Annotated in this window: 16 protein-coding genes and 2 pseudogenes; 11 read left to right on the forward strand and 7 right to left on the reverse strand. The window is 72.6% G+C overall.

Annotated elements, in window-relative coordinates; all coding sequences use genetic code 11:
* Positions 1 to 144: 144 nt before the first annotated feature.
* Positions 145 to 1,086: a helix-turn-helix domain-containing protein gene (locus ACIBA9_RS18730; RefSeq protein ID WP_399364262.1), complete on the reverse strand. Its 942-nt coding sequence runs from the start codon at positions 1,084 to 1,086 to the stop codon at positions 145 to 147.
* A gap of 145 nt (positions 1,087 to 1,231) precedes the next feature.
* Between ACIBA9_RS18730 and tkt the strand changes: the two genes are divergently transcribed.
* The 8 genes from tkt to ACIBA9_RS18770 all read left to right on the forward strand — a co-directional run bounded on the left by tkt (position 1,232) and on the right by ACIBA9_RS18770 (position 10,961).
* Positions 1,232 to 3,307 (forward strand): transketolase, encoded by a 2,076-nt coding sequence (gene tkt / locus ACIBA9_RS18735; RefSeq protein WP_399364263.1) that lies wholly within the window; start codon positions 1,232 to 1,234, stop codon positions 3,305 to 3,307.
* Between the two features lie 19 nt (positions 3,308 to 3,326).
* Complete coding sequence (gene tal / locus ACIBA9_RS18740) at positions 3,327 to 4,469, forward strand: transaldolase (RefSeq protein ID WP_399364265.1); 1,143 nt, start codon at positions 3,327 to 3,329, stop codon at positions 4,467 to 4,469.
* Positions 4,469 to 6,058, forward strand: coding sequence for a glucose-6-phosphate dehydrogenase (zwf, locus tag ACIBA9_RS18745; RefSeq protein WP_399364267.1), 1,590 nt, complete (start codon positions 4,469 to 4,471; stop codon positions 6,056 to 6,058). The genes tal and zwf overlap by 1 nt, the downstream gene beginning before the upstream one ends.
* Entirely contained in the window at positions 6,055 to 6,981 is a 927-nt protein-coding gene (gene opcA, locus ACIBA9_RS18750) for a glucose-6-phosphate dehydrogenase assembly protein OpcA (RefSeq protein ID WP_399364269.1), read from the forward strand. Before zwf ends, opcA begins: the two co-directional genes overlap by 4 nt.
* A gap of 1 nt (position 6,982) precedes the next feature.
* A complete protein-coding gene (gene pgi, locus ACIBA9_RS18755; RefSeq protein ID WP_399364271.1) occupies positions 6,983 to 8,638 on the forward strand; it encodes a glucose-6-phosphate isomerase in 1,656 nt (551 codons plus the stop codon).
* Positions 8,639 to 8,651: 13 nt separating this feature from the next.
* Positions 8,652 to 9,530, forward strand: coding sequence for a phosphogluconate dehydrogenase (NAD(+)-dependent, decarboxylating) (gene gnd / locus ACIBA9_RS18760; RefSeq protein WP_399364273.1), 879 nt, complete (start codon positions 8,652 to 8,654; stop codon positions 9,528 to 9,530).
* 6 nt (positions 9,531 to 9,536) lie between these two features.
* Positions 9,537 to 10,145: a histidine phosphatase family protein gene (locus tag ACIBA9_RS18765; RefSeq protein WP_399364275.1), complete on the forward strand. Its 609-nt coding sequence runs from the start codon at positions 9,537 to 9,539 to the stop codon at positions 10,143 to 10,145.
* A 150-nt stretch (positions 10,146 to 10,295) separates the two neighbouring features.
* Positions 10,296 to 10,961 (forward strand): TetR/AcrR family transcriptional regulator, encoded by a 666-nt coding sequence (locus ACIBA9_RS18770; protein ID WP_399364277.1) that lies wholly within the window; start codon positions 10,296 to 10,298, stop codon positions 10,959 to 10,961.
* Between the two features lie 43 nt (positions 10,962 to 11,004).
* Here the strand turns inward: ACIBA9_RS18770 and ACIBA9_RS18775 are convergent, their stop codons facing one another.
* On the reverse strand, positions 11,005 to 11,601 hold the full coding sequence (locus ACIBA9_RS18775; RefSeq protein ID WP_399364279.1) for a TetR/AcrR family transcriptional regulator: 597 nt from the start codon (positions 11,599 to 11,601) through the stop codon (positions 11,005 to 11,007).
* A 94-nt stretch (positions 11,602 to 11,695) separates the two neighbouring features.
* Between ACIBA9_RS18775 and ACIBA9_RS18780 the strand changes: the two genes are divergently transcribed.
* Positions 11,696 to 12,610: an NAD(P)-dependent oxidoreductase gene (locus tag ACIBA9_RS18780; protein WP_399364281.1), complete on the forward strand. Its 915-nt coding sequence runs from the start codon at positions 11,696 to 11,698 to the stop codon at positions 12,608 to 12,610.
* Here the strand turns inward: ACIBA9_RS18780 and ACIBA9_RS18785 are convergent.
* On the reverse strand, positions 12,589 to 13,062 hold the full coding sequence (locus tag ACIBA9_RS18785) for a PPOX class F420-dependent oxidoreductase (protein WP_399364283.1): 474 nt from the start codon (positions 13,060 to 13,062) through the stop codon (positions 12,589 to 12,591). The two genes, ACIBA9_RS18780 and ACIBA9_RS18785, sit on opposite strands and share 22 nt — an antisense overlap.
* A gap of 227 nt (positions 13,063 to 13,289) precedes the next feature.
* On the opposite strand from ACIBA9_RS18785, the pseudogene ACIBA9_RS18790 reads away from it, so the two are divergent.
* Positions 13,290 to 14,476, forward strand: a pseudogene (locus tag ACIBA9_RS18790) (serine hydrolase domain-containing protein).
* Between the two features lie 56 nt (positions 14,477 to 14,532).
* On the opposite strand, the gene ribA reads toward ACIBA9_RS18790, so the two are convergent.
* Positions 14,533 to 15,192, reverse strand: coding sequence for a GTP cyclohydrolase II (ribA, locus tag ACIBA9_RS18795; protein ID WP_399364285.1), 660 nt, complete (start codon positions 15,190 to 15,192; stop codon positions 14,533 to 14,535).
* Between the two features lie 38 nt (positions 15,193 to 15,230).
* On the opposite strand from ribA, the pseudogene ACIBA9_RS18800 reads away from it, so the two are divergent.
* A pseudogene (locus tag ACIBA9_RS18800) lies at positions 15,231 to 15,977 on the forward strand (creatininase family protein); the annotation flags it as partial.
* Here ACIBA9_RS18800 and ACIBA9_RS18805 read toward each other — a convergent pair.
* The 3 genes from ACIBA9_RS18805 to ACIBA9_RS18815 form a co-directional block, all read right to left on the reverse strand.
* Positions 15,863 to 17,071: a YbhN family protein gene (locus tag ACIBA9_RS18805; RefSeq protein WP_399364609.1), complete on the reverse strand. Its 1,209-nt coding sequence runs from the start codon at positions 17,069 to 17,071 to the stop codon at positions 15,863 to 15,865. The pseudogene ACIBA9_RS18800 and the gene ACIBA9_RS18805 sit on opposite strands and share 115 nt — an antisense overlap.
* A gap of 110 nt (positions 17,072 to 17,181) precedes the next feature.
* Positions 17,182 to 18,192, reverse strand: coding sequence for a methyltransferase domain-containing protein (locus ACIBA9_RS18810; protein ID WP_399364287.1), 1,011 nt, complete (start codon positions 18,190 to 18,192; stop codon positions 17,182 to 17,184).
* Positions 18,189 to 19,352, reverse strand: coding sequence for a glycosyltransferase family 4 protein (locus ACIBA9_RS18815; protein ID WP_399364611.1), 1,164 nt, complete (start codon positions 19,350 to 19,352; stop codon positions 18,189 to 18,191). Before ACIBA9_RS18815 ends, ACIBA9_RS18810 begins: the two co-directional genes overlap by 4 nt.
* Between the last annotated feature and the right edge of the window lie 42 nt (positions 19,353 to 19,394).

Genomic DNA, 19,394 nt, shown 5'->3' on the forward strand with positions numbered 1-19,394 from the left:
CGCCGGGAAAGGCCGCCGCTGCCCGGCGGATCGCACGCCCATGATCGGGCCCCTTGGCCCGCCGTCCGCCCCTCCACCACCCGCTGTCACCCGTCGGATCGTTCCGTCTGCACGCCGTCCGGGTCACCCGTCCGGGCGGCATGGTCAGCGCAGTTCGGCGCGGAACGTCGCCGGTGTGCGACCGGTGTGGAGGTGGAAGAACTTGGAGAAGTTCGCCGCGTCCGCGAAGCCGACGGCCGCCCCGACGCGGCTGATCGGGAGGTCGGTGTGGGCGAGGAGGCGTTTGGCCTCCAGGACGACGCGTTTGTCGATGAAGCCCTTGGGCGTCTCGCCGGTGGCCGCGCGGACGGCGCGGACGAGGGTGCGGCGGGAGTAACCGAGCGCGTCGGCATAGCCGCTGACGCCGTGCTGGGTGGGGAAGTCCCGCTCGACGGCGTCCCGGAAGCGGGTGAAGGTGTCGCCCAGGGTGCTGTCGGCGCGCTGCCGGGAGGCCTCGGCGGAGCCGGCGGCGAGGTGGGCGAGGCGCAGCAGGAACGCGGTCAGGGTGTGCCGCAGGACGGCCGTGTGCAGGCTGAGCGGGAGGGTCGCGGTGTCCTCGTACTCGCGGCGCAGCTGGTCGAGGGCCGCCTGGAGCGCGGTGAGTTGCGCCGGGCCGGGGCGCAGCAGCGGCGGAAGGTCGTAGCGGTAGAGACCGGTTGCCTCGACCGTGGCGCGCGGCAGGAAGCCGGGCTGCATGGTCAGGACGGTTCCGCGGTACCCGGACTTCCGGGAGAACCGGTGGACCTGCCCCGGGCGGATCCACAGCAGTTCGCCCGGGTGGGCCTCGTACTCGGTGAAGTCGATCATGTGCCGGACGGGCCCGCCGGTGAAGAGCATGACCACGTGGAAGTCGATGCGGTGGACGCGATGCAGGGGGGCGTCGGTGTGCCAGGTGCGATCGCCGCCCATGGGGCCGATCTGTATGCCGACGCCGCCGACCGCCAGGTCGGCCGGAAAGGGGAAGGTCCTGATCCCGCCGCCGTCCACGCCGTGCGTGCCGCCCGCGCCCGCCCCGTCACCGGCGGATTGGCCTGTTCTGTCAGCCATGTCCTGTTCGTGCCGTCCCTGTCGCATGATCGCTGTCCCAGATTCACCACAGGCTGACACACCCCGCCCTATCCGCGAAAAAGTCAGACTTTTAAGTTTGAACGCGTCCGGCAAGCGAACCGCACTGAACGAGGACTTCTTGAAGATGACTGATCAGACTTCCGACAGCTTCGAGTGGACCGAGCTCGACCGGCGTGCCGTGGACACGGCCCGGCTGCTGGCGGCCGACGCGGTGCAGAAGGTAGGCAACGGCCACCCCGGGACGGCGATGAGCCTGGCGCCTGCCGCGTACACGATCTTTCAGAAGGTGATGCGTCACGACCCCGCCGATCCCGAGTGGGCCGGCCGTGACCGCTTCGTGCTGTCCCCGGGGCACACGTCGCTGACCCTGTACACCCAGCTGTTCCTCGCCGGGTACGAGGTGGAGCTGGACGATCTCAAGGCGTTCCGCACCCACGGTTCGAAGACCCCCGGCCATCCGGAGTACGGGCACACCGCCGGAGTGGAGACCACCACCGGCCCGCTCGGCCAGGGCGCCGCGAACGCCGTGGGCATGGCGATGGCCGCCCGCTACGAGCGCGGACTGTTCGACCCGGAGGCCCCCGAGGGCACCTCCCCCTTCGACCACACCATCTGGACGATCGTCTCCGACGGCGACCTGGAGGAGGGCGTCTCCGCCGAGGCCTCCTCCTTCGCCGGTCACCAGAAGCTCGGCAACCTGGTCTTCCTCTACGACGACAACCACATCTCCATCGAGGGCGACACCGCGACCGCCTTCTCCGAGGACGTGCTCAAGCGGTACGAGGCCTACGGCTGGCACACCCAGCGCGTCGAGCCCACCGCCGACGGCGACATCGACGTGCCCGCCCTGTACGCGGCGCTCAAGGCCGCCCAGGCGGAGACCGGGCGGCCCTCGATCATCTCGATGCGCACGATCATCGCCTGGCCCGCCCCCAACGCCCGGGACACCGAGGCCTCGCACGGCTCGGCGCTCGGCGAGGAGGAGATCGCCGCCACCAAGCGCCTCCTCGGCTTCGATCCGGACCGCGCCTTCGAGGTCGCCGACGAGGTTCTGGCCCACACCCGCCGGGCCCTGGACCGGGGCGCCGAGGCGCACGCGGCCTGGGACAAGCGGATCGCCGAGTGGCGCACCGCCGACCCGGAGCGGGCCGGCCTCCTCGACCGTGTCGCCAAGGGCGCCCTGCCCGACGGCTGGCAGGGCGCCGTGCCCGTGTTCGAGGAGGGCAAGCCGGTCGCGACCCGGGCCGCCTCCGGCAAGGTGCTGCAGGCGCTCGGCGCGGTCATCCCCGAGCTGTGGGGCGGCTCCGCCGACCTCGCCGGGTCCAACAACACCACCATCGACAAGACCAGCTCCTTCCTGCCGAAGGGCAACCCGCTGCCCGAGGCCGACCCGTACGGCCGAACCGTGCACTTCGGGATCCGCGAGTTCTCGATGGCGGCGCTGATGAACGGGATCGCCCTGCACGGCAACACCCGGATCTACGGCGGCACCTTCCTGGTGTTCTCCGACTACATGCGCAACGCCGTACGCATGTCGGCGCTGATGCAGCTGCCGGTGACATACGTGTGGACGCACGACTCCATCGGTCTCGGCGAGGACGGCCCCACCCACCAGCCGGTCGAGCACCTCGCCTCGCTGCGCGCCATCCCCGGCCTCAACGTCGTCCGCCCGGCGGACGCCAACGAGACCGCGATCGCCTGGACCGAGATCCTGAAGAGGCACGCCACCGACCCCGCCCCGCACGGGCTCGCGCTCACCCGCCAGGGCGTGCCGACGTACGCGCCGGACGAGGACGCGGCCAAGGGCGGTTACGTACTGCGCGAGTCCTCGACGCAGGTCCCGGAGGTGATCATCATCGCGACGGGCTCCGAGGTGCAGTTGGCCGTGTCCGCCCGGGAGCGGCTGGAGGCCGAGGGCATCGGTACCCGGGTGGTCTCGATGCCGTGCGTGGAGTGGTTCGAGGAGCAGCCGCGCGCCTACCGCGAGCGGGTGCTGCCCCCGGCCGTGAGGGCCCGGGTCGCCGTCGAGGCCGGCATCGGTCTGACCTGGTACCGGTTCGTGGGCGACGCGGGACGGATCGTCTCGCTGGAGCACTTCGGTGCCTCGGCGGACGCCGGGACCCTGTTCGCCGAGTTCGGCTTCACCCCTGAGAACGTCGCCGCCGCGGTTCGCGAGTCGCTCGCCGCCGCGCGCGCCTGATACCGACGCAACGAGAAAGATGAGCATTGTGACCGAAGCAATCGCGACCCCCGGAGCCCTCAAGCGCCTCGCCGACGAGGGGGTGTCGATCTGGCTGGACGACCTGTCGCGCGAGCGGATCACCTCGGGCAGCCTGGCCGAGCTGGTGGCGGGCGGCATCGCCGTCGGTGTCACGACGAATCCGTCGATCTTCCAGGCCGCCATAGGCAGCGGCAAGGGCTATGAGGAGCAGCTCGCCGATCTCGCCGTACGGGGTGTCACGGTCGACGAGGCCGTACGGATGATGACGACCGCCGACGTGCGCGCCGCGGCCGACATCCTGCGCCCCGTGTACGACGCCTCGGGCGGCCGGGACGGCCGGGTCTCCATCGAGGTCGACCCCCGGCTCGCCCACGACACCGCGGCCACCGTCGCCGAGGCCGGGCAGCTGGCCTGGCTGGTCGACCGGCCCAACGTGATGATCAAGATTCCGGCGACGAAGGCGGGTCTCCCGGCGATCACCGAGGTCGTCGGCGCGGGTATCAGCGTCAACGTGACGCTGATCTTCTCGCTGGAGCGCTACCGCGAGGTCATGGCCGCCTACCTGGCCGGTCTGGAGAAGGCCCGGGAGCGCGGCGCCGACCTGTCGACGATCCACTCGGTGGCGTCCTTCTTCGTCTCGCGCGTGGACAGCGAGATCGACAAGCGCCTGACCGCCCTCGGCACCGAGGAGGCCCTCGGGCTCAAGGGCCGCGCGGCCCTCGCCAACGCCCGCCTCGCCTACGAGGCCTACGAGGACGTCTTCGCCTCCGACCGCTGGTCGGCGCTGGCCGGGGGCGGGGCGAACAAGCAGCGTCCGCTGTGGGCGTCCACCGGGGTGAAGGATCCCGCGTACAAGGACACCCTGTACGTGGACGAGCTGGTCGCGCCCGACACCGTGAACACCATGCCGGAGGCCACCTTGAACGCCGTCGCCGACCACGGCGAGATCACCGGCGACACGGTCACCGGCGGGTACGCGCGGGCCCGTGCCGACCTGGCCGCCCTGGAGCGGCTCGGCATCTCCTACGACGAGGTCGTCCAGCAGCTGGAGGACGAGGGCGTCGCCAAGTTCGAGGCGGCCTGGCAGGACCTGCTGGACGCCGTCGCCACGTCCCTCGACAGCAAGGGAGTTGACGCGTAATGACGAACCAGTCCCCCGAGGCCCCGGCCGGGCAGGCAGAGGTGCGCGTGCCGGTGTCCCCGGCCGCCGACTGGGTGAACCCGCTCCGGGACCCCCGCGACCGCCGGCTCCCCCGCGTCGCGGGCCCTTCCGGCCTGGTCATCTTCGGCGTGACCGGCGACCTGTCCCGCAAGAAGCTGATGCCGGCCGTGTACGACCTGGCCAACCGCGGCCTGCTGCCGCCGGGCTTCTCCCTCGTCGGGTTCGCCCGGCGCGACTGGGCGGACCAGGACTTCGCCGAGGTCGTGCACGACGCCGTCCGCGAGCACTCCCGCACGCCCTTCCGCGAGGAGGTGTGGCAGCAGCTCGCCGAGGGCATGCGGTTCATCCCCGGCGACTTCGACGACGACACCGCGTTCAAGCAGCTCAAGGACGCCGTCGACGAGCTGGACGCCTCCCGCGGCACCGGCGGCAACTTCGCGTTCTACCTCTCGGTGCCGCCCAAGTTCTTCCCGAAGGTCGTCCAGCAGCTGAAGAAGGTCGGCCTGGCGACCCCGCCCCAGGGCGCCTGGCGCCGCGCGGTCATCGAGAAGCCGTTCGGCCACGACCTGAAGTCGGCCCAGGAGCTGAACAAGGTCGTGCACGACGTGTTCGATCCGGAGCAGGTGTTCCGGATCGACCACTACCTCGGCAAGGAGACGGTCCAGAACATCCTGGCGCTGCGCTTCGCCAACCAGATGTACGAACCGATCTGGAACCGCAGTTACGTCGACCACGTGCAGATCACCATGGCCGAGGACATCGGCATCGGCGGCCGGGCCGGCTACTACGACGGCATCGGCTCGGCCCGTGACGTCATCCAGAACCACCTGTTGCAGCTGATGGCGCTGACCGCCATGGAGGAGCCGATCGCGTTCGACGCGGAGGTGCTGCTCACCGAGAAGCTGAAGGTGCTGAAGTCGGTGCGGCTGCCCGACGAGCTGGGCCTGCACACCGTGCGCGGCCAGTACGCGGCCGGTTGGCAGGGCGGCGAGAAGGTCGTGGGCTATCTGGAGGAGGAGGGTATCGACCCCGGGTCGAAGACCGACACCTTCGCCGCGGTGAAGCTGGGCATCGACAACCGCCGCTGGGCGGGCGTGCCCTTCTATCTGCGCACGGGCAAGCGGCTGGGCCGCCGGGTCACCGAGATCGCGGTGGTCTTCACACGGGCGCCGCACTCCCCGTTCGACTCCACCGCCACCGAGGAGCTGGGCTCCAACGCCATCGTCATCCGCGTCCAGCCGGACGAGGGCATGACCGTGCGGTTCGGATCGAAGGTGCCGGGCACCTCGATGGAGATCCGGGACGTCTCGATGGACTTCGCCTACGGCGAGTCGTTCACCGAGTCGAGCCCGGAGGCGTACGAGCGGCTCATCCTGGACGTGCTGCTCGGCGACGCCAACCTGTTCCCCCGTCACCAGGAAGTGGAAGAGTCCTGGAAGATCCTCGACCCGATCGAGGAGTACTGGGCGGCGCACGGCAGGCCGGCCCAGTACCCGGCGGGGACCTGGGGTCCGCAGGAAGCACACGAGATGCTCGCACGAGACGGACGGAGCTGGCGCAGGCCATGAAGATCGACCTGACCGACACCACGGCAAGCAAGATCAACAAGGCGCTGGTGCAGGGCCGCCGCGCCATCGGCACACCGGCTGTGGGCATGGTCCTGACGATGGTCATCGTCACGGACGAGGAGAACGCCTACGACTCGCTCAAGGCGGCCGAGGAGGCCTCGCACGAGCACCCCTCGCGCACCCTGGTCGTCATCAAGCGGCACGCCCGCACCCTGCGCGACCGCACCGCCTCCCGGCTCGACGCCGAGGTCCGGGTCGGCTCGGAGGCCGGCACCGGCGAGACGGTCGTGCTGCGCACCTACGGCGAGGTGTCCGACCACGCCGACTCCGTCGTCCTGCCGCTGCTGCTGCCGGACGCCCCGGTGGTCGTGTGGTGGCCGGTGGAGGCGCCGGACGCCCCGGCGAAGGACCCGCTGGGCGCGCTGGCCCAGCGCCGGATCACCGACCTGTACGCGATGGAGCGGCCGATGGAGGTCCTGGAGACCCGCGGCCGCAACTACGCGCCCGGCGACACCGACCTCGCCTGGACCCGGCTCACACTGTGGCGGTCCATGCTGGCGGCCGCCCTGGACCAGGCCCGGACGAAGGTGACGTCGGCGACGGTCGAGGCGGAGCAGGACAACCCCAGCGCCGAACTCCTCTCGCGCTGGCTGGAGGCCCGCCTCGGCGTCCGGGTGGACCGGGTGGTCAGCGCCGGGCCGGTGGTCACGGCCGTACGTCTGGGCACCGCCGCCGGCGAGATCGTCATCGACCGCCCCGAGGGCCCGCTGGCGACCCTGACCCTGCCGGGCCAGCCGCCGCGCACGCTCGCCCTGAAGGTCCGTCCCACCTCCGAACTCATCGCCGAGGAGCTGCGCCGCCTCGACGCCGACGAGATGTACGCCATCGCCCTCAAGGGCGAGGCCGGCAAGGAGAACGCCTGATATGTCCGAGGCCCCATCAGACACCCCCGAACTCACCCGCAGGCCCGAGTGGACGGCGCTGGCCGACCACCGCGCCCAGGGGCAGCCGCGGCTGCGCGAGCTGTTCGACACCGACCCCGGCCGGGCCGAGCGGTACGTCGTCGAGGTCGGCGACCTGCGCATCGACTACAGCAAGCACCTGATCACCGACGAGACCCTGACCCTGCTGCGCGAACTGGCGGCCGCGACCGGTGTGTTCGAGCTGCGGGACGCCATGTTCCGCGGTGAGAGGATCAACGTCACCGAGGACCGGGCGGTGCTGCACACCGCGCTGCGCGCCCCACGGGACGCGGTGATCGAGGTCGACGGCGAGAACGTCGTGCCGAAGGTGCACGCGGTCCTGGACAAGATGTCCTCCTTCGCCGAGCGGGTCCGCTCCGGCGAGTGGACCGGGCACACCGGCAAGCGGATCCGGAACGTCGTCAACATCGGCATCGGCGGCTCCGACCTCGGCCCCGCCATGGCCTACGAGGCGCTGCGCCCCTACACGGCACGGGAGTTGACCTTCCGGTTCGTGTCGAACGTGGACGGCGCCGACCTGCACGAGGCGACCCGCGACCTGGACCCGGCGGAGACGCTGTTCATCGTCGCGTCCAAGACCTTCACCACGATCGAGACGATCACCAACGCCACCTCGGCCCGTTCCTGGCTCCTTGGGGCCTTCGACGGCGACGACAAGGCCGTCGCCCGGCACTTCGTGGCCCTGTCCACGAACGCGGAGAAGGTCACCGGATTCGGTATCGACCCGGACAACATGTTCGAGTTCTGGGACTGGGTCGGCGGCCGGTACTCCTTCGACTCCGCGATCGGCCTCTCCCTGATGATCGCGATCGGGCCGGACCGGTTCCGGGAGATGCTGGCCGGGTTCCGTCTGGTCGACGAGCACTTCCGCACCGCTCCCGCCGAGGACAACGCGCCGCTGCTGCTGGGCCTGCTGGGCATCTGGTACGACAACTTCCACGACGCCCAGTCGCACGCCGTCCTGCCCTACAGCCACTACCTGTCCAAGTTCACCGCCTACCTCCAGCAGCTGGACATGGAGTCCAACGGCAAGTCGGTGCAGCGCGACGGCCGGCCGGTCGACTGGCAGACCGGACCCGTCGTGTGGGGCACGCCCGGCACCAACGGGCAGCACGCCTACTACCAGCTGATCCACCAGGGCACCAAGCTGATCCCGGCGGACTTCATCGGCTTCGCCCGGCCCGTGGCCGAGCTGAGCGGTGAACTCAAGGCGCAGCACGACCTGTTGATGGCGAACTTCTTCGCCCAGACGCAGGCCCTCGCCTTCGGCAAGACCGCCGAGGAGGTCCGCGCGGAGGGCGTGCCCGAGGAGCAGGTCGCGCACCGCACCTTCCAGGGCGACCACCCCACCACGACGATCCTCGCCGCCGAGCTGACCCCGTCCGTGCTCGGCCAGCTGATCGCCCTGTACGAGCACAAGGTGTTCACGCAGGGCGCGGTGTGGAACATCGACTCCTTCGACCAGTGGGGAGTGGAGCTCGGCAAGGTCCTCGCCAAGCGGGTCGAGCCCGCCCTCACCGAGGGAGCCGACGTGCCCGGTCTCGATCCGTCCACCAGGGCCCTCGTCGCCGCCTACCGCACTCTCAAGAACGCCTAGGAAGTGAAGTGACATGCAGCTTGGTCTGATCGGTCTCGGCAAGATGGGCGGCAACATGCGCGAGCGGATCCGCCGCGCCGGCCACACCGTCATCGGCTACGACCGCAACCCCGAGGTCTCCGACGTCAAGAGCCTCGCCGAACTGGTGGAGAAGCTGGACGCGCCCCGCCAGGTGTGGGTGATGGTCCCGGCGGGCACCGCCACGCAGACCGTCGTCGACGAGCTGGGCGACCTGCTGGAGGCCGGCGACACGGTCATCGACGGCGGCAACTCCCGCTGGACGGACGACGAGAAGCACGCCGCGGCGCTGGGCATCAAGGGCATCGGCTTCGTCGACGCCGGTGTCTCCGGCGGCGTGTGGGGCCTGAAGAACGGCTACGCGCTCATGGTCGGCGGCGACAAGGAGCACGTGGACCGGCTGCAGCCGATCTTCGACGCCCTCAAGCCGGAGGGCCCGTACGGCTATGTGCACGCGGGCCGGGTCGGCGCCGGGCACTTCTCGAAGATGGTCCACAACGGCATCGAGTACGCCATGATGCAGGCCTACGCCGAGGGCTGGGAGCTGCTGGAGAAGGTGCACTCGGTGGAGAACGTCCGCGAGGTGTTCCGCTCCTGGCAGGAAGGCACCGTCATCCGCTCCTGGCTGCTGGACCTCGCGGTCAACGCCCTGGACGAGGACGAGCACCTGCAGCAGCTGCGCGGCTACGCGGAGGACTCCGGCGAGGGCCGCTGGACCGTCGAGGCGGCCATCGACAACGCGGTGCCGCTGCCGGCGATCACCGCCTCCCTGTTCGCCCGGTTCGCCTCCCGGCAGGACGACTCGCCGCAGATGAAGATGGTCGCGGCGCTGCGCAACCAGTTCGGCGGCCACGCGGTCGAGAAGCGGGACTGAGCCGCCGTGGGGGACCTTTTGCTGGTCCGCCACGGTGAGACGGAGTGGAGCCGGTCGGGCCAGCACACCAGCTGGACCGACCTGCCCCTGACCGAGCACGGCGAGGAACAGGCCAAGTCCCTCGCCCCGCTCCTCACCGGCCGGACCTACGCGCACGTGCTGGCCAGCCCGCTGGGACGCGCGATACGCACCGCCGAACTCGCGGGCCTCGCCGGGGTCGTAACGGACCCCGACCTGCACGAATGGGACTACGGCGGCTACGAGGGCATCACCACCGCCGAGATCCACGGCACCCGGCCCGACTGGGACCTGTGGACCGACGGCGTACCGCCCGGCCCGGTGGACCGCTCCGGCGAGCGACACCCGGGCGAGTCGCCCGAGGAGGTGGGCGCCCGCGCCGACCGGGTCCTGGCCCGCGTCGGTGCCGCCCTCGACGCGGACGCCGGTGACGTCGTACTCGTCGCGCACGCCCACTTCCTGCGGGTGCTCACCGCCCGCCGGCTGGGGCTGCCGCCGGCCGAGGGCCGCCTCTTCCAACTGGCCACGGGCACGGTCGGCCGGCTCTCCACGGAGCACGGGCGACCCGTGATCGCGGAGTGGAACCGACGCCCCTGACCGCCACACCGACGGCCCGGGTCACCGCGTGTGACCCGGGCCGCGCCCGTACCCGCCCCTTCGCGCCGGACCCGGCCGGCACACGCTGCTTCTACAATCACGGCACGCGAACGCGCGTGACCCAGGCGTGACACGGCCCGAAGGAAACCGATGACGAGCGTCGAAGAACCGCCGCGCCCGGGGAGTCCGGCGCGCGACGCGGCCCGCACCCGGGCCGAGATACTCGACGTGGCTACGCGGGAGTTCGCGCGGGCCGGTTACGACGGCGCCCGGGTCGACGAGATCGCGGCCCTGACCCGCACCACCAAGCGGATGATCTACTACTACTTCGGCGGCAAGGAACAGCTGTTCACGGCCGTGCTGGAACGGGCGTACGGGGTGGTCCGGGAGGTCGGCCGGCAGCTGGACGTGGAGCATCTGCATCCGACCGCGGCGATCCGGCGGCTGGCGGAGCTGGCCTTCGACCAGTACGAGCGCCACCCCGACCTCGTGCGCCTGGTCAGCATCGAGAACATCCACGGCGCCGAGCACATCGCGGCCTCCCGGAAACTCGGCGGGACCGCCTCCCCGGCGCTGGAGGTGATCGGCCGGATCCTCGCCGCAGGGAGGGCCGAGGGAGTGTTCACGGCCGACGTGGACGCGGTCGACCTGCACGCCGTGATCAGCTCGTTCTGCTTCTTCCGGGTCGCCAACCGGCAGACCTTCCGCACCCTGTTCGGCCGGGACCTGGTGGCCCCGGCGCGCCGGGAGCACTACCGGACCATGCTGGGCGACCTGGTGATCGCGTACCTGACGGCGGAGGCTCCCACCGGCTGACCCGCACGCGTCCGCCTCCGCGCCGGGCGCCACCCGAGCGCGCTCAGGCGGAGTGGTCCACCGCCGCGTCGAGCAGCGGCCCGAGTTCCCGTACGACGGTGGTCAGGGGCCGTACGTCCTGTTCGGCGCGGGCCATCAGAATCGCCCCCTCCAGTGCGCCGATCATCAGCGTGGCGAGGGAGTCGGCGCGGACGGTGGGGACGCCCATGCCGGTCAGGGCCTCGGCGACCGGGCCGCGCCAGGCCGCGAACGCGGCGGCCGCCGCCTCCCGCCCGGCGGTGCCGGACGCGGCGCGGTCCACGGTCGCCGCGGCGACCGGACAGCCCGCGGCGAACCCGTGCGTGTCGTACTCGTCCGTCCACTGGGCGGCCATCGCCGCGAACAGCCCGCTCGGCGTCGGCTCGTCCAGGGCGGCGAGGAAGCGGGCGACCCGCTTGCCCGCGTACCGGCCGGCCCAGGCCACCGCCTCGCCGACCAGCTGCTCCTTGCCGCCCGGGAAGTAGTGCTGGAGGGACCCGCGTGGCGCCCCGGCGTGCGCGGCGACCTCCCGCATCCCGGTCGCCGCGACTCCCTCGCGGCGGATGAGCTGGGCGGCGCTGAACACCATCCGCTCACGCGGCCCGTACCGCGACTCGGCCATGAACGACCTCCGATCACCCGGCTCCACTCTATGACCGGCGTCATAACGGCCGCTACTATGACCACTGTCATAGTCGCTCGGAGCGGAGGCCCTCATGCGCGTCGGATTCATCGGTCTCGGGGTGATGGGCCGGCCCATGGCACTGCGCCTGGCCTCCGCCGGCGTGCCCCTGGTGGTGTGGAACCGGACCCCGGAACGCGCCGAACCGCTGCGGGCGGCCGGGGCGGACGTGGCCGCCGGTGCCGAGGAGGTGTTCGCGCGGGCGGAGACGGTGCTGCTGATGCTCGCCGACGAGGCCGCCGTCGACGCGGTCCTCGGCCGGGGCACCCCCCGGCTGGCCGCCCGGGTGGCGGGGCGGACCGTCGTCCACATGGGCACGACCTCGCCCGAGTACTCCGACGCCCTGCGGAGCGACATCCGGGCCGCCGGCGGCCGGTACGTCGAGGCACCCGTCTCCGGATCGCGGGTCCCGGCGGAGCAGGGGCAGCTGGTGGCCATGCTCGCCGGCGAGGAGGCGGACGTCGAGGCCGTACGGCCGCTGCTCGCCCCGATGTGCCGGGAGACGTTCGCGTGCGGTGCGGTGCCCGGCGCCCTGCTGATGAAGCTGTCGGTGAACCTCTTCCTGATCACCCTGGTGACCGGACTGTCGGAGGCGTTCCACTTCGCCGAGCGGCAGGGACTGGACCGGGGGCTGCTCCTCCGGGTGCTGGACGCGGGCCCCATGGCCAGCGCGGTCTCCCGGATGAAGGCACCGAAGCTGCTGGAGCGGGACTTCGCGGTGCAGGCGGCCGCCCTGGACGTACTGAAGAACAACCGGCTCATCGCGGAGGCCGCCCGCAAGGCCCGCCTCGCCTCGCCGGTACTCGACGTGTGCCACACGCTGTTCGAGGAGACCGTGGAGCGGGGGCACGGCGACGAGGACATGGTCGCCGTGGTGCGCGCGATCGAGGCGCGGACCGCCGGGGCGTCGTGGACGGCCGAGGCGGGTCAGCGCTTCGGGGCGCCGTAGACCCGGTCGACGCGCAGCCGCACCACGAGGCGTCGGTCGCGGACCATCGCGGCCCGGTACTCGTCCCAGTCCGGGTGTTCGCCGAGCACGTCCCGGTAGAGGCGGATCAGTTCCTCGACGGTCTCGTCGTGCGGGTCCCGGGCGACCGGGGACAGCTCGGCCGTGCCCTCCGCGACGGCGTACGCCCAGCGGTCGGCGCTGGTCACGTGGTACGAGGCGCGCGGGTCGCGGCGCAGATTGCGGGTCTTGGCCCGGTCGTCGGTGACCGAGATCCGGATGGTCCGCTCGTCCGGGTCGTAGGCGTGGCTGACGTTGGACAGCTGCGGACGGCCGTCGCGCTTGAGGGTGACGAGCACCCCGCCATGACCGTCGGAGAACAGTTCGAGCAGCGCGTCCCGCGTCGAGTCCGGTGTCGCTTGCGGAGTCGAGTCCTGTGCCGAGTCCTGAGTCATGACGGGGACAACCCCGCGCGGCCGGTCCGGCATTCCCGCGCCTCGGCGTCCGAGTTCCCGTCCGGGACCACCGGCCGTCCGGGGCCTGAGGGAGCCACGCCCCGCTCTCCCGGTCCGCCCTCAGACGGGTCCCCCCACGGCGCTTCCTGGGCGACGATGAGGCACGGGCGCCTTCCGGCGGAACACGGTCGGGACGCGCCGGGTCCGAGGCGAGCCAAAGGAGAACGATGGGACAGCTGCGGCAGGAGACCGACCCGGGCGAGGCCGGGCTGGACACGGCGGCGCTGCACCGCCTGGACCCGGCTTCCTGCTGTCCGTGGCCCGCGGCGGCCGGGTCGCGCATCTCGCCGCGTACGGTCTGCGCGACATCGCGGCCGGGTTGCCGGTCGAGCCGGACACGCTGTGGCGGATCTACTCGATGACCAAGCCGGTGACCGCGGTCGCCGTCCTGATGCTGGTGGAGGAGGGCGGGCTGGCCCTGGACGACCCGCTGGAGCGGCATCTGCCCGCGTTCGCCGCACCCCGGGTGTACGAGAGCGGTTCGGGCGCCGACGTCCGCACCCGGCCCGCCGCCGGACCGATCCTGATCCGGCACCTGCTCAGCCACACCGCGGGCCTGACCTTCGGCTTCTACCACCGGCACCCGGTCGACGCCCTGTACCGCGAGGCCGGCCTCGAGTACTCGGTGCCACCGGGCGCCGCTCTGGCCGAGACCGTCGACCTGTACGCCCGGATGCCGCTGCAGTTCGACCCGGGCACCCGGTGGAACTACTCGGTCGCCTCCAACGTGCTGGGCCGCATCGTGGAGGTGGTCTCCGGCCGGCCACTGGACGCGTTCTTCGCCACCCGGATCCTCGGCCCGCTCGGCATGACCGACACCGGATTCCACATCGGGCCCGAACAGGCGCCCAGGCTGGCCGAGTTGTACGGCGAGAGGGAGGACGGCGGGGTGGAGCCGGTGCCGGGGCTGCCGGTGCACGGCCGCCCGCGGTTCCTGTCCGGCAGCGGCGGCCTGGTCTCCTCGGCGTTCGACTTCCACCGGTTCATGGAACTGCTGCGCCGGGGCGGCGAACTGGACGGCACCCGCCTGCTGTCCCCCGGCACGGTCGCCGAGATGACCCGCAACCAGCTGCCCGGCTCCGCGATCCTGCGGGACTTCGGCACCGCCGTCCACCAGGAGCCCGGCAACGACGGCCTCGGCTTCGGCTACAACGTGTCCGTGGTGGTGGACCCGTCCCGCACCGCGGCCCCCTCCAGCCAGGGCACCTACGGCTGGACCGGCGCGGCCACGACGGCGTTCTGGGTCGATCCGCGCCACGACCTCACCGTGCAGTTCATGAGCCAGGTCCGCCCCAGGACCCTGAAGGTCTTCCCGGAGCTACGACGCCTGGTGCACGCGGCCCTGCGGGCCTGACGTTGCCGTCCCGCCGGGCCTGATGCCCGGCGGGAGCGTGGCGGCGACGGCCGGTGTCAGGAGCCGTGGCCGACGGCGTCCAGGTGGGGCAGATGGTGGTCCATCCGCTCCCGCTTGGTGCGCAGATAGGTGATGTTGGACTCGCACGGCTCGATCAGCAGCGGCACCTGCTCGGTGACCTGGATGCCGTGCCGCACCAACGCCTCACGCTTGCGCGGGTTGTTGGACATCAGCCGCACCGAGCGCACCCCGAGGTCGTGCAGGATCTGGGCGGCGACACCGTAGTCGCGGGCGTCCACGGGCAGGCCGAGCGCCAGGTTCGCCTCGACCGTGTCCAGGCCCTCCGCCTGCAGGGCCATCGCGCGCAGCTTGCCGAGCAGTCCGATGCCGCGGCCCTCGTGGCCCCGCAAGTAGACGACGACTCCGCTGCCTTCGGCGACCACCGCGCGCATCGCGGAGGCCAGCTGGTCCCCGCACTCGCAGTGCTGCGAGCCGAACGCGTCCCCGGTCAGGCATTCCGAGTGCAACCGGACCAGGACGTCGTCGGTGCCGATCTCGCCGTGCACGAGGGCGACTTGCTCGTCACCGCGGTCGTGGTCCAGGTAGCCGATCGCCTGGAATTTCCCGTACACGGTGGGCAGCGGCGCATTCACGACGCGTTCCGCGCCCGAGCGCCGCTGGGACTTCTTGCCGAGGACGCCGATGTTTTCTGTCATGATCTGATTCCTAAACAGAGTCGAAAGGCCGTGAAAAGATGAGTGATTCGGGCGCGCGGACGGTGGCATACGGGGTGGTGCCGACGGACACCACGGAGGATGTACGGACACGGGGGGCGGACGTTTCAGCACAGGTCGCCGTTCTTCCGGTGGGCAGCTTCGAACAGCACGGTCCCTGCCTGCCGTTGGCGACCGACACGCTCATCGCCTGTGCCGTCGCGCGGGAGATCGCCGCCGCCTACCCGGTCCACCTCCTCCCTCCGGTGACGGTCTCCTGCTCGCACGAGCACGCGGCCTGGCCGGGAACCGTCAGCATCTCCGCCGTGACCCTCCACGCGGTGGTCCGTGACATCGCTGCGTCGCTGCGCCGCTCGGGGGTGGAAGCGCTCGTGGTGGTGAACGGGCACGGCGGCAACTACGTGCTCGGCAACGTCGTCCAGGAGGCCTCCGCGCGCGGGGAGCGGATGGCGCTGTTCCCGGCCGCCGAGGACTGGGAAGAGGCGCGGGAACGGGCCGGGGTGGTGACCTCGCTGCTCACCGACATGCACGCGGGAGAAATCGAGACGTCGATTCTGCTGCACGCTCACCCCGAATTCATCCGACCCGGTCACGAGTCCACCGATTTCACCGCCGACGACCGCCGGCATCTGCTCACCGTGGGAATGTCCGCCTATACCGAATCGGGTGTCATCGGCCGTCCTTCCCTGGGTTCGGCGGAAAAGGGGAAGGAACTGCTGGCGAGCCTCGCCGAGTCCTTCGCGCCGTATTTCGCGTCGGTCACCTCGTCCGACGGACGGTAGCCCTCGGCGGGTGCGCGGCCGGGGTCCGTCGGGGCGGCTCCGGCCCGCAGGCCCCCGTACCAGCGGGCGACGAGGACGACGGCACCGGGCAGGCTCGCCACGAGACTGAGCACGCCGTACACCACGGCGACGGCCACCCCGGTACTCGCGCCCAGGCCGGCGGCGCCGAACGCCCAGGCGGTGGCGCCCTCGCGGGGACCGAAGCCGCCGACGTTCAGCGGCAGCCCCATCGCGACCAGGGCGAGGACGGCCAGCGGGACCAGCACGGCGACCGACGCGCCGGAGCCGGCGAGCCGGGCCGCTACCACGAACATCGCCAGGTGCCCGGCGAGGACGACGGCCGAGGACAGCGCGATGCCCGGGCCGCCCCGCCGGGACAGCAGACCCTGGCGGATCTCGCGCAGGGCGGCGCGGACGGCGCCGTGGCGGCGGCCGGGCGCGCGGTTCATCCGGACCGCGAGGACCACGGCGAGCGTGCCGACGGCGGCGAGGGCCACCAGGGGGACGAGGCCACGGGCCTGCGCACGGACCGGGGACGGCAGGGTGAGCAGCACGGCCACGCCGAAGACCGTCAGCGCGAGCTGTCCGGCGACCCGCTCCAGCACCACCGCCTTCACCCCGCGCCGGAGGTCACCGGCGCTCTGTCCGTGCCGCACCGCCCGGTGCACGTCGCCGAGGATCCCGCCGGGCAGGGCCGCGTTGAGGAACAGCGCCCGGTAGTAGTCGGCGACGGCGGACCCCAGCGGCAGCCGGAGGCTCAGCCCCTGGGCCACCAACTGCCAGCGCCACGCGCTGAACACGGTGGTGACGGCGCCGATTCCCAGTGCGTCCAGCACCGTCACGGTGTCGATGCGCCGCAGCCCGTCGAGCAGTGCTCCGGTGCCGAGCCGCCACAGCAGGGCGGTGAGGATCAGCACCCCCACGGCGGTGCCGAGGTGGGTGCGCAGGGCGCGGGAGCCGAGGCGGCGCCGGGCGGAAGGGGCGGCGCACTCCGGCGCCGGACCGGTTCCGTCCTGCGGCGAGGGCGCGGGCGCGGCCGCGGGCACCGCCGTCTGCCGTGACACCGTCCGTAGTGGCACGGTCCGTCGTGCGCCCGTCCGTCGTGGTGCGGCGACGGCGCCGGGGGCCGGCCCGGCACCGGCCACCGCGATCCCGCTCTCCGCCACCGCGCCCGTCGCCACCCGCGCGCTCATGACGCGCTCCCGGCCGGCCCGGGCACGGCCAGCAGGTCGCTGTGGTGGACGACGGCCCGCAGCTCACCGGCCGCGCAGGCGGCGAGCCGGTCGTCGAGATAGCGGGCGGCACGCTCGCGCAGCTCCGGCCGCTGTTCGACGGCCGCGCCCACCCAGCCCCGCAGCCACTGCTCGGTCAGCGCGGCCTCGTCCGGGCCGAGCCGCCACGGGCTCGGACACACCCGTACCGTCGCCCCGCGCTCGGTGAACGCCTCGCAGGTCACGGTGACCGCGTCCGGGCCGAGCATCCCGGTGCGCCGCTGGTGGGCGTTGAACGCCTCGGTGATCTCCGCGTCCAGCGGGTCGGCCGGGTCGAGTTCGACCCGGCCGGCGACGGACAGGGTCAGCAGCGCGGGGCAGCCGGCCCCGGTGCAGGCCTCGGCGAGGGCGACGACGTCGTCCTGGGTGAGGACGTCGAGCAGCGCGGACGCGGTCACCAGCGAGGCACCGGCGAGCGCGTCCGGGGTGAGGCGGGCCACGTCGCCGCGGCGGGTCTCGACCGTGACCCGGCTGCCGTCGGCGGCCGAGCGCGGGCAGGCCGCCGCCGCGAAGTGCAGCAGGTACGGGTCGCGGTCGTGCAGCACCCAGTGCTGGGGGCCCTCCAGGCGGGGCGCCAGCCAGCGGCCCATCGACCCGGTGCCGCAGCCCAGGTCGTGCACGACCAGTCCGCCCGGCCGGCCCGGCAGGGTCGGCAGGTCGGCCAGGTGGACGCGCAGCGGGTCCAGCAACTCCCCGGCCCGGCCCGCCGCGTCGGCGCCCTCCCGCAGCCGCAGCCACTCGGGCGCGTAGCGCGGCGCCTCGTCGGCGCCGCCGTCCCGCAGCCGTACGGTGGCCCGCTCGCCGGGCCGTACGACGGGACCGGCACCGGCGATGACCGGGGCGGAGGCGAGGTCGGCGCCGCTTGCGGACGTTCCCGGGGCGCCGGTGGCGAAAGCCGGTCCGGTCGCCGTGGTCCTGGGGGTGCTCATGCCGCACTCCTCGGTGCTTCGGGGAGCCGTTGGAGGACTCCGGCCAGGCTGCGGGCGGTGGCCGCCCAGCCGTCGAGTGCCGCGCGGCGCCCGCGCGCGGCGGATTTGAGCCGGCGGCGTACGTCCGGCTCGCCGAACCAGCCGCGCAGTTCCGAGGCGAGCGCCGCGGGGTCCTCCGGCGGGACCAGGATGCCGGGTACCCCGCCGTCGGGGGCGCGGCCGACCGCCTCGGGCAGCCCGCCCACGTCGGTGGCGAGGACGGGGATGCCCCGGGCGAGGGCCTCGGTGACCGCCATGCCGTAGGTCTCGGCGTAGGAGGTGAGGACCATCAGGTCGGCGGACGCGTAGGCGGCGTCCAGCTCGGCCCCGGAACGCGGTCCGGTCAGCCGCAGCCGGTCGGTGAGGCCGTACCGGTCGATGAGGGCACGCAGGTCGGCGACGTAGCCGGGGTCGTGACCGAGGCCGCCGACGCACTCGCAGGTCCACGGCAGGTCCCGTACCGTCGCGAGCGCCTCCACGAGCCGGTGCTGGCCCTTGCGGGGGGTCACGGCGGCCACGCACAGCAGACGGGAGACGCCGTCGGTGCCGGGCGCGAGGGGGGCGATGTCGGCGCCCGGGGCGGCGACGCTCACCCGGTCGGGGGCGAGTCCGTGGTGGGAGACCAGGCGGCGGACCGCCCAGTCGCTGGTGGCGATCACCGCGGGCACCGCCCGCAGTACGGCGCGCTCGCGGGCGTCGAGGTCGGCGGCGAGGGTCGCGTCCAGGCCGGTCTCGGCGCCGAGCGGCAGATGGACGAGCACCGCCAGCCGCAGCCGGGCGGCCTCGGGGACGATGATCTCCGGGACCCCGCAGGCGACCAGTCCGTCGACCAGGACGACCGTGTCGTCCGGCAGGTCGGCGAGGGTGCGGGCGAGGCCGTCGCGGGCGGCCCGGTCCGGGCACGGCCAGTCGCCGGGCGCGGTGTGCCGGGTGACCTGCCAGCCGAAGCCGGGCAGGTCGAGGCAGATCCGGCGGTCGTAGGCGTTGCCGCCGCTGGGCGCGGCCGGGTCGTCGACACCGCCCGGCATGACGAAGTGCACGGTGCGCAGGGACATGGCGATGATTCCGGCGTTCTCGGCGGTGCTGGACTGCGCGGGGACGTAGGCGAGACGGGCGCTCACGACGGTGTCCCGGCCGGACACGGCGTCCCGGCCGGACACGGT

It is taken from the genome of Streptomyces sp. NPDC051452 (assembly GCF_044454765.1).
Taxonomy (GTDB): Bacteria; Actinomycetota; Actinomycetes; order Streptomycetales; family Streptomycetaceae; genus Streptomyces.